Origin of the sequence: Streptomyces sp. MK7 (genome assembly GCF_032658145.1) — a bacterium.
Classification (GTDB): Bacteria; Actinomycetota; Actinomycetes; order Streptomycetales; family Streptomycetaceae; genus Streptomyces; species Streptomyces spiralis.
Genome location: NZ_JAVACL010000063.1, coordinates 1 through 13,493, shown reverse-complemented (window position 1 = coordinate 13,493; position 13,493 = coordinate 1). Strand labels below are relative to the sequence as shown.

The 13,493-nt window shown below is 69.6% G+C and carries 13 protein-coding genes and 2 pseudogenes; 5 read left to right on the top strand and 10 right to left on the bottom strand.

Annotated elements, in window-relative coordinates:
* Positions 1 to 50: 50 nt before the first annotated feature.
* Together R2S09_RS36585 and R2S09_RS36580 are read left to right on the top strand one after the other, a co-directional pair.
* Positions 51 to 749, top strand: a complete 699-nt coding sequence (locus R2S09_RS36585) for a hypothetical protein (protein ID WP_316745513.1) — start codon at positions 51 to 53, stop codon at positions 747 to 749.
* Between the two features lie 290 nt (positions 750 to 1,039).
* A pseudogene (locus R2S09_RS36580) lies at positions 1,040 to 1,510 on the top strand (replication-relaxation family protein); the annotation flags it as partial.
* A gap of 92 nt (positions 1,511 to 1,602) precedes the next feature.
* On the opposite strand, the gene R2S09_RS36575 reads toward R2S09_RS36580, so the two are convergent.
* From R2S09_RS36575 to R2S09_RS36535, 9 genes and pseudogenes are all read right to left on the bottom strand, one after another.
* Positions 1,603 to 1,809: a DUF397 domain-containing protein gene (locus R2S09_RS36575; protein WP_316745512.1), complete on the bottom strand. Its 207-nt coding sequence runs from the start codon at positions 1,807 to 1,809 to the stop codon at positions 1,603 to 1,605.
* 110 nt (positions 1,810 to 1,919) lie between these two features.
* A pseudogene (locus tag R2S09_RS36570) lies at positions 1,920 to 2,189 on the bottom strand (hypothetical protein); the annotation flags it as partial.
* A gap of 435 nt (positions 2,190 to 2,624) precedes the next feature.
* A complete protein-coding gene (locus tag R2S09_RS36565) occupies positions 2,625 to 2,822 on the bottom strand; it encodes a DUF5133 domain-containing protein (protein WP_306191460.1) in 198 nt (65 codons plus the stop codon).
* 106 nt (positions 2,823 to 2,928) lie between these two features.
* Positions 2,929 to 4,656: an FAD-dependent oxidoreductase gene (locus R2S09_RS36560; protein ID WP_316745511.1), complete on the bottom strand. Its 1,728-nt coding sequence runs from the start codon at positions 4,654 to 4,656 to the stop codon at positions 2,929 to 2,931.
* An 80-nt stretch (positions 4,657 to 4,736) separates the two neighbouring features.
* Entirely contained in the window at positions 4,737 to 5,990 is a 1,254-nt protein-coding gene (locus R2S09_RS36555; RefSeq protein ID WP_306191458.1) for a 4-hydroxybenzoate 3-monooxygenase, read from the bottom strand.
* Positions 5,991 to 6,177: 187 nt separating this feature from the next.
* Positions 6,178 to 7,002, bottom strand: coding sequence for an IclR family transcriptional regulator (locus tag R2S09_RS36550; protein WP_316745510.1), 825 nt, complete (start codon positions 7,000 to 7,002; stop codon positions 6,178 to 6,180).
* Positions 7,003 to 7,089: 87 nt separating this feature from the next.
* Entirely contained in the window at positions 7,090 to 7,383 is a 294-nt protein-coding gene (locus R2S09_RS36545; RefSeq protein WP_316745509.1) for a YciI family protein, read from the bottom strand.
* A gap of 46 nt (positions 7,384 to 7,429) precedes the next feature.
* Positions 7,430 to 8,797, bottom strand: coding sequence for an MFS transporter (locus R2S09_RS36540; protein WP_306191455.1), 1,368 nt, complete (start codon positions 8,795 to 8,797; stop codon positions 7,430 to 7,432).
* Positions 8,798 to 8,934: 137 nt separating this feature from the next.
* A complete protein-coding gene (locus R2S09_RS36535; RefSeq protein WP_306191454.1) occupies positions 8,935 to 9,681 on the bottom strand; it encodes an SDR family NAD(P)-dependent oxidoreductase in 747 nt (248 codons plus the stop codon).
* 253 nt (positions 9,682 to 9,934) lie between these two features.
* Here R2S09_RS36535 and R2S09_RS36530 point away from each other — a divergent pair, with 253 nt between their 5' ends.
* The 3 genes from R2S09_RS36530 to R2S09_RS36520 all read left to right on the top strand — a co-directional run bounded on the left by R2S09_RS36530 (position 9,935) and on the right by R2S09_RS36520 (position 12,188).
* Positions 9,935 to 10,699 (top strand): SDR family NAD(P)-dependent oxidoreductase, encoded by a 765-nt coding sequence (locus R2S09_RS36530; protein WP_306191453.1) that lies wholly within the window; start codon positions 9,935 to 9,937, stop codon positions 10,697 to 10,699.
* 93 nt (positions 10,700 to 10,792) lie between these two features.
* Positions 10,793 to 11,554, top strand: coding sequence for an IclR family transcriptional regulator (locus R2S09_RS36525; protein ID WP_306191452.1), 762 nt, complete (start codon positions 10,793 to 10,795; stop codon positions 11,552 to 11,554).
* Positions 11,555 to 11,600: 46 nt separating this feature from the next.
* Positions 11,601 to 12,188 (top strand): hypothetical protein, encoded by a 588-nt coding sequence (locus R2S09_RS36520; protein WP_372337799.1) that lies wholly within the window; start codon positions 11,601 to 11,603, stop codon positions 12,186 to 12,188.
* A gap of 83 nt (positions 12,189 to 12,271) precedes the next feature.
* Here the strand turns inward: R2S09_RS36520 and R2S09_RS36515 are convergent, their stop codons facing one another.
* Entirely contained in the window at positions 12,272 to 13,447 is a 1,176-nt protein-coding gene (locus R2S09_RS36515; protein WP_316745508.1) for an FAD-dependent monooxygenase, read from the bottom strand.
* Between the last annotated feature and the right edge of the window lie 46 nt (positions 13,448 to 13,493).

The following is a 13,493-nucleotide window of genomic DNA, read 5'->3' as shown; positions in this document are numbered from 1 at the left end:
TAGGGGTGCCGGGCAGGCCGGCTCTCCTCCCCGCAGGACGGATGTGTGCCATGACCTCGCGCCGTGAGCCGCGCCTGGCCGACGCTGCCGAGATCGCAGCCGAGCAGGGCCTCTCCCCCGCGCGGATCAGCATGCTCTACAACGACCGCGCCACCAACGGCTTCCCCGAGATCGCCGGCAAGCGCGGCCGCGCCCGCCTGTGGGACCACGCCGAGGTCACCGCCTGGTTCGCCAACCGCCAGGGCGCGCGGCTGCGCGAGCACAAGCCGCCCAAGCGCAATCCGGAGGACCTGCTGAACGCGGCGGAGGCCTCGAGATTCCTGGGCTACAAGAACCCCAACCAGGTCACCACCTACGTGCGGGACCATCCGGGATACTTTCCCGACCCGGACGTCGTCGAGGAACTCGGTACTGCCGAGAACCCCTACCGGCGGCAACTGTGGCGGGTGCAGACGCTGCTGGACTGGATGGCCACCCGGCCCGGCCGCGGCAAGCGCGCCGACGCCCAGCGCACCGCCCCCGCCCTCCCGGACGTTCCCGTCGACGGCGACCCCGACGAGCTCCTGGGCGCCACGCAGGCGGCCGCCCTGCTGGGCTTCAAAAGCCTGAACTCCTTCTCCAGCAGCCTCTCCCAGGGCAACCTGCCCCTGCTGGAAACCGCGGACGCGCTCACCGAGAAGGGCGGGCGCCGGCGGTGGACGCGTCGGCGCATCCTCGAGCAGGCCGCCCAGCGCAGCCCGAAAAGGTAGAAACCGGGGGTGCATGCACCAGCGCCCACCGTCCCCCAGCGCGGCCTCCGGCATGGGTTCGTTTGTCCCTCTGTGGGCCGGGTGCCGCGAGCGATGGCCGGCATGGCGTGGCTCGCCACCACGCCCCGCAGCAGCACACGCTCCTGCGGACCAGCACCACCGAACCTCCCGCACAATCCCGCTCCGCCCGCGGGCCTTGCCGGGCTTCGTGGTCGGGGCTGTGGTCGGGCGTCCTGGGTCTCCTCATCAGCAACGGAAGGTTCTGACGCAGACCGCCACAAGGAAGCCCCATGAACAGCAGCCCCGCCGAGCCCCTGGCCCACCAGGTGCTGGCCGCGCTCGCCCAGCACCGCATCGCCACCACCAACCAACTGCGCCGCATGCTGCGGCCGGACGGCACGCGGCAGCTGATGTCCCGAGCCCTGAACAGGCTGCGCTCCGACGGATTCGTCGACCGCACGGTGCTGCCGGATACGAACCGTTCACGTACCAACGCCTGGTACCTCACACACGAAGGCTCCCGCCTGACCCGGGACCTGCCTGTCCTGCGGGGACGCCCGCCCTATCCCATCACCTCGACTACGGCAGCATCACTGAAGACCCCCCACACACTCGCCGCCGTGCGCGCCCACCTGGCCTTTGCCGAAGACGCTCGACGACTTGGGCACGAACACGGCCCCTGGGACTGGACCCCTGAGGTGTCCCACTCCATCGGCGAAGGCGAACGGATCGTCGCCGACGCGGTGATGTTGCATCGCGTACAAGCGGCCGCCGGCTTCTGTCAGGTCGACGTAATCGGCACTGCGATCGTGGTCACGGTCTTCCCTTAAATCGACAGCAGGTCACGGATCCTCTACAACTGCTTGGCGTACTCAACGAAGACTGCCCAGCCCGCCGGGGTAACAGACATGACACCGCGCCCTTGGTCTTTGGTATCCCGCACCATGACCATGTCCGGGTCGTCATCGGCGACCTCTAGGCGGCGTATGTCCAGACAGGAGATTCGCCCGGGATCGGTGATCGGCTCGGGGACCGCGCGCAGTGGTGCTGCCTGGTTCAACCCACAGCGGATCGTCCACGCGGCAGTCGGGTCGTCGATGCCCGCACGTCGTGGCCGTGCCTTCCAACGTCCCGCTCACGCTCCCGTGCAGCGATCCGACTGTGGGGTCGGGGCCTGTCGCCGGACCAGTCGAAGCGGCCCGAGTCGCCGGGGCGCGGGTCATACACGGCCCGGCCGCCAGCACCAAACTGCCCCAGCTCGGTCGGCAAGGCGACGCCGGTGTCGATCTCGTCCTGCCTCCAGTCGGTGATGTCGAGCAGCAGGCCGTCCAACGGGCCACCGACCAGTTCCACGTCGTGTTGTCCCGGCCGCGGGCCCGGCTGGTCGTGGTCCTGGCCGTAGACCCTGCCGCGCAGTAGCTGTTCATCATCGTCGTCCATACGCGCCAACCTTCCAGTCGCCACTGACAGCCCATGCACGTCGGCTGGCGAGACGATGTGGACGCGGCGACGAGTTCGCAACGGCCAGGACGACGGCGAGCGGGAGCTGCGGACGGCTGCGGCGGCCGGGGTACTGCGGTTCAGCGAGGAACGCGACCCGGCAGCCTCGCCCAATTCGTGCGCCTGCGCGTCATCGACCCCGAACGCGCTACTGGAGGCGCGGCATCGACGGCACCATCCTGGGTCGATCGCTTCCAGCGCTTCCAGGCGGCTCTGCGGGAGTTCCCCGGCACGGGGGATGCCTGTCTCTCCGGCGGCGCGTCGTTCGGCGTTCTGGAACGTCCTGCGGGCCGCTGCGCGCAGGTTCTTGGCCCACCTCCCGATCGGATAGCCCTCCCACATCGCGGTGGCCGGCAGCAACAGCATCCCGTCGTTTCAGAGCGTCAGCCATCTGCCGCCGGGCGACGAACAGCGCCGTTCCAGCTGGCGGGTGCCGGTGATCACGCCGAGCGTGTAAGCCGTGTCCTCGAGCCGACGGGCGGTCTCGGCGCTCTGATCGGCGGCCAGGCGGCGCCTGAGCGTCTCGCACCGTTCCACCAGTTCCCGCAGGGGCGAAGGACGCGCCGTGATCATGGCTGCCTCTCTGTGCAATCCAACCTGAATGGAGCAACCCCTTTCGCCCAACGGATTAGCGGGACGCCCTCGATGTGGCCGCCGACCGCCTGCCGGGCCGCCGAGGTCAGGACACCTGGGCCTGGCTGGTCCCGTGCGCGCGCTCCGCGGCGTGGGCGGCGATGTCCCGGCCGACCTGGTAACCAAAGACCATGGCCGGGCCGATGTTGGCCCCGTATCCTGGGTAGCCGCCACCGAAGACGCTGACGGCCGCAGTGCCCACGGCGTACAGGCCCGTAACGGCCTGACCAGCGGAGTCGATCACCTCGCTGCGCTGGTTCACCGCGAGACCCGCATAGGTGCCCAGGTCACCCATCTGGATCTTCACGGCGTAGTACGGTGCCTTGTCGATGGGGGCGAGGTTTGGGTTGGGCTTGTGTTCCATGTCGCCCTTGAAGTGGTGGAACCAGTTCGAACCGCGCTTGAATTTCAGGTCCCGGCCTAGGGCCGCGTCGGAGTTGAACTCGGCGAGCGTGCGCTTGAGTTGGGCTACCGGCACGTTGATCTTGCCAGCCAGTTGCTCCACGGAGTCGCCTTCGACGAGGTAGCCGACCTTTCTGTAGTACCAGGTGGGCAGCGGCCAGGGCTTGGCGTAGCCGATGCCGTAGGTGTGCATGGCCTTCTTGTCGGCGATGATCCATCCGTAGGTGTCCCGCTCGCTCGCGTTCTCCCTGATCATCTCCACGCCGAAGTCGTGGTAGGAGTACGACTCGTTGGCGAACCTCTCGCCCTTGCGGTTGACCGCGATCAGACCGGGCAGGCCGAAGGCTCGCAGGTGAGGGAAGATCCGGTTTTGTCCGCGGAGGTTCTTCCAGACGGTCACCGGGCCCCAGGAGGCAGGCTGGTGCGGCCGGGTGTCGAGCACACCTCCGTGGGGCTGGGCCAGGAAGTAGCTGTCCCCCTGGTGACCGATAGTGGGGGTGAAGTGGTTGTCGCCGCGCGGGTCGTGCGCGAAGACCTGGGAGCGGAGCCTGGTGTTGTCGGAGAAGCCGCCGGCCGCGATGATCACGCCGTACTTCGCGTGGACCGTGCCCGAGTGAGCGCCGGTGATCACCGCGCCGTCCACCACGCCGTCGGCGTTCTTGAGGATCTCGACGACCCTGGTGCCGGTCCACATCGGGATGCCCATGCCCCTTGCGCTCGCCAGCATGCGGGTCATCAGGGCGTTGCCGTTGGTGCGGGTGAACGCGCGGCGCAAGAGTATGCGCTCCGCCCACGTCCTGACCAGCCGCTTCTGGACGTAGAGGAACGCCTTGAGGGACCGGTTGGCCTTGATGAAGGTGGCGATGTCGGGGCCGATCTCTGGCATGTAGCCGAAGACGGTGTAGGTGTACAGGTAAGGCTGGACGCGAAGCCGGTCGCGCTTGAGCATCCGGCCGCTGGCCTTCTTCACCGTCAGGGCCCGGCCGGACTTGCGGGCGCCCGGGGTGTCCATCTGGTAGTCGGGGGCCATCTCCGGGTAGTGGAACTCGACGTCGGCCTCGTTCTCGAAGAAGTCCAGCGCCTCCGGCACCAGGTCGAGGAACGTCCCGACCGCGACCGGGTCGTAGGAGTCGCCGGCGAGGGCCTTGATGTAGGTCTCCGCCTCCTCGCGGGTGTCGCCCTCGGCCGCGCCCTGCTTGTTGCCGGGCACCCACAGCCATCCGCCGGAAATGGCGGTGGTGCCGCCCAGGTACGGCTCTTTGTCGACGACCAGGACGTCGAGGCCCTGCTGCTTCGCCTTGAGGGCGGCGGAGATCCCGGCGGCGCCGGAACCGATGACGAGCACGTCGCAGCCGTAGGTCTTGTCGCTCATGGTGTTCAACTTTCGCGGCTCGGAGTTCGGTTGGTCAGCTGTGGGGTCAGGTGGATGGGGTGGCACGGGCACCGCACGGCTCACGGGGTCCGGTTCGCGGTGAGCCGGAGGGCCTCGGATGCAACCGCATCGGGGTTGGTGAGCGCCGTGGGCCAACCGGTGTACGCCTCGGCCAGGAAGGCACGTCCGGCGGCAGAACTGGTGACCGTGTCGAGTTCGCCCAGCTGACGGCAGGCGTCGAAGTCGGTGGCGGACGTGTCCCGGTGCAGCATCGAGGTCATCCACCAGGAGAAGTGCTGGGCACGCCAGATGCGGTTTGCGGCGGTCCTTCCGTACCCCTCCAGCAGATCCGTCTCACGGTCGAGGAAGAAGCGCTCCATCGCCTGGGACAGCACCGCCACGTCGGAGATGGCGAGGTTCAGGCCCTTGGCGCCCGTGGGAGGGACGGTGTGGGCGGCGTCTCCGGCGAGGAAGAGGCGTCCGTACCGCATCGGCGCGCACACGTATGAGCGCATCGGGATGACGCCGCGCTGGAAGACGGCCCCTTCCTTCAGCGAGAACCCGTTGCCGGCGACCCGCGACTGCAACTCCTCCCAGATGCGCTGCTCGCTCCAGCTTCCGGCGTCCTCGTCGGGGTCGCACTGGAAGTACAGCCGTTGCACCGTCGGCGTGCGCGAGCTGACAAGAGCGAACCCTCTCTCGGAGCGGGCATAGATCAGTTCGTCGCTGCTGGGCGGTGCCTCGGTGAGGATGCCGAACCAGCCGAACGGATAGGCGCGGAAGTAGTCGGTGCGCAGGGTGTCCGGGATGGCGAACCTGCTGATGCCCTGGGATCCGTCACAACCGGCGAGCAGGTCGCAGCGCAGTTCCACGCGCGTGCCGTCGGCGTCGGTGAAGGTGACAGCGGGGCGGTCGGCGGTGACGTCGTGCAGCGCGACGTCGGTGGCACCGAACCGGATGTCGCCGCCGTCGTCGAGCCGGGCAGCGATCAGGTCCTTCAGCACCTCGTGCTGCGGGTAGAGGTGGACGCAGCGGCCGGTCAGCGACGGGAAGTCGATACGGCGGCTCTCTCCGCCGTAGCGGAGTTCGATGCCCTCGTGGCGGCTGCCCTCCTTCAGGACGCGGTCGCCGACACCGGTGGCAACCATCAGGTCGACAGTGCCCTGTTCGAGGATGCCGGCCCGGATGGTGGTCTCGATGTCGGTACGGCTGCGAGTCTCGACGACGGTGGAGTCGATTCCTGCCCGGGACAGCAGGTGCGCGAGCATGAGGCCGGCCGGACCGGCTCCGACGATGCCGACCTGGGTACGGGCATGAATGGTGTGTGCGGTCATGTGGTGGTCACCCGTCCATGCGAATGCTGATGGGGCGTCAGCGGTATCGGGGGGAAGAGTCAGGAGGACCGGCCGGGCGTGGACCGGCTGCTCCCTTATGCGGTAGGGCCGTTGAGTCGTTGGCGGGCCGCCCGGCGGTGGGACCAGCGTGCAGCGCGTGCGAGGCGGCCCACAACGGGTATCCCGTTCAACGGGAAGGCCGTCGGACGTCGTCGCCCGGCAACCGGGGGCCGTGGCTGCGCAGTACGTCCTCGTCGGCGACGGGGGCGCCCAGCGCGCGCGAGATGCCACGTCCGGCCGCGAGCAGGGCCGGTACCAGGGCGCGGGGGTTGGGGTCCGCCGCCGGGATGACGACGGACAGCGCCGCGACCACCTTGCCGGAGGCGTCCCGGACCGGGACCGCGACGCCGGTGCCCGCCTGACTGATCATCTGGGCCGCGACGACGAAGCCCTCGCGGCGGATCTGTGCCAGCAAGGAGCGCAGCCGCGCCGGATCGGTGACCGTCCGGGCCGTGTACCGCCGCAGCGGCCGCGCCAGGACCTCCTCCTGCAGCTCGACCGGACTGTGGGCGAGGAGCACCAGACCGGCCGAGGTGGCGTGGATCGGCAGCCGGCCCGCGATCCTGGTGATGTTCTGCACCGCGCCCCGGGCGGAGAGCCGTTCCAGGTACAGCACGTCGGTGCCTTCCAGCACACCGATCTGGGTGTGCTGCCGTACCACCGTCTGGAGGTCTTCCATGAACGGCATCGCGACCTCGCGCAGATCAAGGACGCGGGAGGAGCGGGAGGCCAGTTCCCACAGCTGGTAGCCCATGCGCACCTGCTTGCCTTCGGCCCGGTCCAGGGCTCCGAGCTCGACCAGCTCGGCCACGATGCGGTGGGCCGTCGCCACGGGGAGGTCGGCACGGCGGGCGATCTGCGACACGGTGAGCGTGGGAGAGCTGGGCGTGAACAAGCGCAGGATGCGCATCGCACGGGTGAGCACCGACTCACCGGCGTTGGACCTGGCCATGTTCCGTCACCTTCCGCTTCAGACTGGCATCTTCCTCGTGGCCGCACCAGCGTGCCGAGGACCGCCCCGGCACCCCGCGAGCCCGCCTCAGATCTGTGTCGCCAGCCGTCCCAGCATGGGGATCCACTCCCGCGCGGTAACCGTGCGGACCAGCCCGTGTCGCCGGAACGGGTCGCCTTCGGTGTGCCGGACTGCCTCTTCCCTGCTGCCGGCCTGGATCAGGAGGAGGGCACCCGGGGCCTCCTGGGACCCGAAGGGCCCGGAGCAGAGGTTGACGCCCCGATCGCCGAGCCCGGCCAGGTACTCCTTGTGGGCGGGGCGGTGCGCGTCGCGCCCGGCGCTGTCGTCGGTGTAGGTGTACGTGACGGCGTAGACCGGCATGGCGGTTCCTTTCTTCGTGCGAATGTGGGTATGCGGGGCGGGCCGCTCAGCGGCGGGGGAGCGGCTTGCCCAGGTCGGCCAGGGGGACCGTGTGGGTCTCGCGGGCCGTCAGGACGGCGACCGCAGAGACCACGCCGCAGGCGGCGGCGAAGAGAGCGACCGGGACCCAGCCGGTGACGCCGTCCCCCATGATGGCGAATCCGATGGCCGGCGCGAACCCGGCGAGCAGGAAGCCGAACTGGCTGCCGACTGCGAACCCGGAGTAGCGCACACGGGCGGTGAACAGCTCCGAGAAGTACGCGGGCCACAGGCCGTTCATCCCGGAGTAGGCGACTCCGTTGAGCAGTACGGCCATCAGCACGATCAGTGTCAGGCTGCCGGTGGAGAGTGCCCAGAAGTACGCGCAGACCAGGACCGCGCAGCTCAGGGCAGCCGTGATCCACACCGGCCGGCGGCCGACCCGGTCCGAGAGCGCCGCCGAGGCGGGCACCGCCACCACCGCCACCGCGTTGGCGGCCACCGACACCCACAGCATGGTCGAGCGTGGCAGGCCGACCGCCTCCGAGGTGGCGTAGGCCAGGCCGAACACCATGAAGACCGTCTGGAACACCGCGAACAGCGAGGCGAACAGGACCTTGAGGACATCGGCCCACTGGGTGCGGAAGAGGTGTGCCAGCGGCAGCGACGGCAATTCCTCACCGGCCGCCTCGGCCTCGAACACCGGTGTCTCCTCCAGCCGCCTGCGGACCAGGTAGGCCAGCACGATCATTACGATGCTCAGCCAGAACGGTATCCGCCAGCCCCAGGACATCAACTGCTTCTCCGGCAGGGCGGCCACCGGAATGAACACGAAGTTGGCGAGCAGGATGCCGGCCATCGTGCCGGACATCGCGAAGCTGGTGAAGAAGCCACGGCGTCCCTCGGGCGAGTGTTCCAGCGTGAGGGTGCTGGAGCCCGCCGCCTCACCGCCCGCGGACATGCCCTGGCCCAGGCGGGCGAGCACCAGCAGGACCGGGGCGGCGATGCCCACCTGCCCGTACGTGGGCAACAGTCCGACGGCGAGACTGGAGACGCCCATCAGCAGCAGGGTGAGGATCATGACCTTCTTGCGGCCCACCTTGTCGCCGAAGTGGCCGAGGACAATGCCGCCGAGGGGGCGCGCGGCGTAGCCCACGCCGAAGGTGGCGAGGGCCGAGACGGTGGCGACCGCCGGGCTGCCGGAGGGGAAGAACAGGGTGGGGAAGACGAGTGCGGCGGCCGACCCGTAGATGAAGAAGTCGTAGTACTCGAGCATGCTGCCCAGGAACGCGGCGACCGCGGCCTTCCTGGTCTGTGCGGATGCGCCGACGGTACGGCGGGCCGGGCGGGCGCCCGGCTGGTGGGAGGCCGTCGGCGAGGGGACGGGTGCGGACATGGATCCTCCGAACGCGGCTCGCGGAGAAAGTTCCTGTGTGATTCGCATGCGATGGGGGATGAGCGTGGCCTCAGTCACACAGCCCGCGATACGGTCACTCCGCTCAATGGAAAACTTTCCGCGCCCTGCCCGCCCGGTCAGCCGGCGAAGGTGAAGCCGCCGTCTACGAAGAGGGTCTGTCCGGTGATGTAGCCCGCCCGGGTCCGGTCCAGGAGGAACAGCACGGCCTCGGCGACGTCTCGCGGGGTGCCCAGGCGGCCCAGCGGTACCCGGTCGGTCATCTCCTTCAGGTCGATGGCGCCCTCCTGGACCATCCGCCGGATCAGCGGGGTGTCCACCCAGGACGGGCCCACGGCGTTGACCCGCAGTCCGCGGGGCGCCCACTCGGTGGCCAGGGACCGAGTGAGGCCCACCACGCCGGCCTTCGCGGCGGAGTAGGCGGTGCGTTCCGGCAGGCCCCGGGCCGCGGCGATGGACGCCAGGTTGACGATGGCGGCGGCGGGGGCGAAGTGCGGGAAGGCGGCCTGGCAGGCGTAGAAGGTGCCGTTGAGGTCGACCTCCACCACGGTCCGCCAGTCTGTCTCAGGCAGGGTGCTGGAGGGGCCGGGCCGGGTCAGCCCCGCGCTGTTGACCAGCCCGTCGAGCGGGCCCAGCCGTTCGGTGACGGTGGCGAAGGCGGTGGCGAGTTCCGCCGGGCTAGTGACATCCGCGGCGACCGCCAGGACGCCCAGTTCGCCGCCGGTGGCGGTGACGGCCGGCGCGTTGCGGTCCAGCAGAGCGACGGTCCAGTGCTGGGCGATCGCCTGCACGGCGATCTCCCGGCCCAGGCCGGACGCGGCTCCAGTGACGACGAGGACGCGGGACGCAGTTCCGCACGTGGACATGGTTGCTCCCGGAAATCGGATACCGGTGGACACGGGCATCGAATCTCCTCGAGGATCGTCAGTCAAGGCTCTTCTGTCCTTCACAGTGGGACACATGGCTATGGTCACCGCGCCTTGCCTTCGGGTGTAACGTAAAAACCTCGAGAATACAGCTCACATCCTCGCGACTGATCCGAAACATATGTCCCTCAGAGTGGGACTTATCGCGAGTGAGGCGAGAGGGTCGAGAAGCACCGTGAAGGAGCACAGCGGCATGACAAACGGGCGGATACAGGGCAAGGTCGCCATCATCACCGGCGGGGCGCGAGGCATCGGCGCCGCGATCGGCAGGCTCCTCACCGCGGAGGGCGCCACCGTCATCGTGGCCGACCTCGCCCCCGCCGACGGCGTCCCCGCCTCCGCCGAGGGCGGTCCGGCCGACTACCGCCGGGTGGACGTCACCGACGAGACGTCGGTGCGCGCCGCGTTCGACGACATCGCCGCCACCTACGGCCGCATCGACATCCTCGTCAACAACGCCGGCGTGCCCGGTCCGATCAAGCCCTCCCACGAGGTGAAGGAGAATGAGTTCGACCTCCTCTTCGCCGTCGATGTCAAGGGCGTCTGGCTGTGCACCAAGCACGCCGTACGGCACATGCTGGAGCAGGGCGGCGGCAGCATCGTCAACATGTCGTCCATCTACGGCCTGGTCGGCGGTGCCCGCATTCCGCTGTACCACGCGGCCAAGGGCGCGGTCCGGCTGATGACCAAGGCGGACGCCGTCACCTACGCCAAGGCGAACATCCGGGTGAATTCGGTGCACCCCGGCTCGATCGAGACCGAACTGAGCAAGTCGCTGTCCGCGGACCCGTCCCCCGAGGCCGCCGCCTACGCCCAGCGGATGCTGGACAGCACACCGGTCGGCCACCGCGGCAGCCCCGCGGACATCGCCTACGCAGTCCTCTACTTGGCCTCCGACGAGTCGCGCTTCGTCACCGGAACCGAGCTGGTGGTGGACGGCGGCTACACCGCCGTGTGACCAGCCCGGGATCATGGGTGCAGGGCGGCGCACGCCGCACCACGGACCCGGCGGCACCCGGCACCCGGCACCCGTAACCACCGAGAGGACACCGTGGCCGACAGCAAGAGCTACGTCATCGAGTCACTGGACACCGGACTGCGTCTGATGCGTCTCTTCCTCACCCATGACACCCTCTCGGTCACCGACGCCGCCAGGGAACTGGGCGTGGCCCGCTCCACCGCACACCGCGTGCTCAGCACCCTGGAGGCCCGCGGCTTCGCGGCCCGCGACGCCTCGGGCCGCGGCTACTCGGCGGGACCGGAACTGGTCACGCTCGGCCGCCCGGCCGGATACGACCCCGCGACCAGGACCCGCCTCCAGGCCGTCCTCGACGCGGCGGCCACCGCCACCGGCGAGACCATCAGCACCGCCGCCCTGATCGGCGATCAGGTCATCATCACCGACGGCCGGGAGTCGCCCCACCCCGTGCGCGCCGTCCTGGAGATCGGCCGCGCCCATCCCGCGCACGCCACCTCGGCCGGCAAGGTGCTGCTCGCCCAGCTGACGACCGAACAAGTCTGCGCCCTCTACCCGCACGAACGGCTGACCAGCGTCACCGACCACACCGTGACCTCCCGGACCGCTCTGCTCGCCGAACTGGCCCGCATCCGTACGCTCAGCCACGCCGACAGTGTCGGAGAGTCCGTGTGGGGCATGAACGCCGTAGCCGTGCCACTGACCGGCAGCAGCTGGCGGGACCGGCTGGCGCTCATGGCGTCCATGCCCGCCGACCGGGGCGGCGCACCCGAGCGCGCCCGGTATGCCGAAGCCCTGCGCCGGGCCGCCGGGCTCCTGCCTCCGCCGGCCGCTTGACCCGCGGGGACCCGACCTGCTCACGCTCTACCAGGCCCTACGCGCCGTGATGGTCGAGGCCGCCGAGTCCGTCCCCGGCACCGACCCCGACCCCGACCGCTGCAGTTTCACTGTCGCCCTGCAGACCGCCCGTGACCAGGTCGTCCAGGCCGCCGGGATCATCCCCGAGGCTCCCGGCTCCATCGGCCTGATCGGCCGACGGGTGCTGGCCCGGCTCCTCGCGCCCCGCCGTCATCGGACCAGCACCCGCAAGGTCAAGTCCCCTATCTCCCGCTACAGCGAGCGTCGCGACGACGGCCGCCCCGACCGCAGCCGCACCATCACCGAGCTCACCGTCACCGTCCTCGAACCCGGCCCCGAACAGCAGCCGTTGCCCACGATCTCCCGCGACGATCGCCACACCGCCCCGGCCCAACGCCGCCGACACCGCATCCTCGCCCTACTGCAGGACGACCCGACCCGCCTATGGAGACCCGCGGAGATCGCAGCCCACTTCGGCGACATCACCCTGCACACCATGTATCGCCAGCTGTCCCGATGGGCCGACAGCGGCCTCATCCACAAACTCGGCCACGGCCTCTACGCCGCCACAGCCTGGACCTCAACCCCCTTGCCACCAGCAAAAACGGGCTAACTTCCCGGCCTTGGGGCAAGGCCCACAACCGAGTTACACCACTGGCTGGACACACCCCCGCCGGGGTGAGCGCGGGGAGCCCCTCATGCCTCTCCAGCGGCGTGGAAGGCATGGATCCAGGCGAGGTGCCGGTCGAACGCGTCCGGGGCGGCCAGCCGCGCGTCGCGCCGGCGCTGCGCCTCACCGTCGGGCAGATGCAGGACGTCGCCTGTGGTGATCGATGCCGTCTGCACGCGGCGGGTCCGGGCATGTCGTAGCTGTTCATAGCGTGCGCGGGCCTCCTCCCAGTCGCTGTCGGCCAGGAGACAGTCGGCGAGGACGATGGCGTCCTCGATCGACTGGTTCGCACCCTGACCGTGGTGGGGGACCATCGCATGCGCGGCATCGCCGAGCAGGGTCACCCGGCCCTTCGACCATGATTCCAAGGGCGGGCGGTGAAAGAGCGCCCAGCGCTCGGTGACCGGGACGGCACTGATCATCTGCACGATCGCCGGGTGCCACTCGGCGAACGTCGTGAGGTGTTCGCCCTCGCGCTCGACCGGTGTCACCCAGCTGGAAGCGTGCCAGGGCGTCGGTGTGCGCTGGACGAGGAAGAAGTTCTGGTCACCGTTGCCGATCGGGTAGTGCAGCAGGTGGCCGCCGGGCCCCATCCAGAACTGGATCGCCTCGGGGTCGGGCAGCAGATCGAGCTTGTCGGCCGGCACGATGCCACGCCAGGCCGACGAGCCGGAGTACAGTGCGCCGTCTGCTCCGATCACGAGATCGGCTTCGGCCGAGGAGCCGTCGACGAAGTGGAGCCGGGCCCGTGCGCCGGAGTCGTCGATGTCGACGAGCCGCTTCTTGAGGTGCAGACCCTCCACCCCGTTCCCCGCGTCCGGGCCGGCGAGCGCGCCAAGCAGGATCGCCTGAAGGTCGGCTCGGTGGATGCCGTAGTACGGCGCTCCACAGCGCTGGTGGTAGTCAGCACGCGAGAGCACCCGACCGACCACGTCGCCGGTGCGTCCGGAGCGGAAGACCAGACCGTCCACGTCGGCCGCCGCCGCGGCGAGCGGTTCGGTGAGGTCGAGCCGCGCTTGAAGGTAGCGCACCGAATTGGCTGAGAGTGCGACGGCGGCGCCGACTTCGCGCAGCTCCTCGGCCTGTTCGTAGAGGTGCACCTCCCATCCCTTGCGGCGTAGCTCCAGGGCGGGGGTCAGCCCGCCGATGCCGGCGCCGACGATGGCGATCCGAGGTGTCGTGGAGTGGGTGGCGGTGCTCATGCGCAGTTGTCTTTCGTCCGAGGCTCAGGCAGCGGTGGGGGAAGGG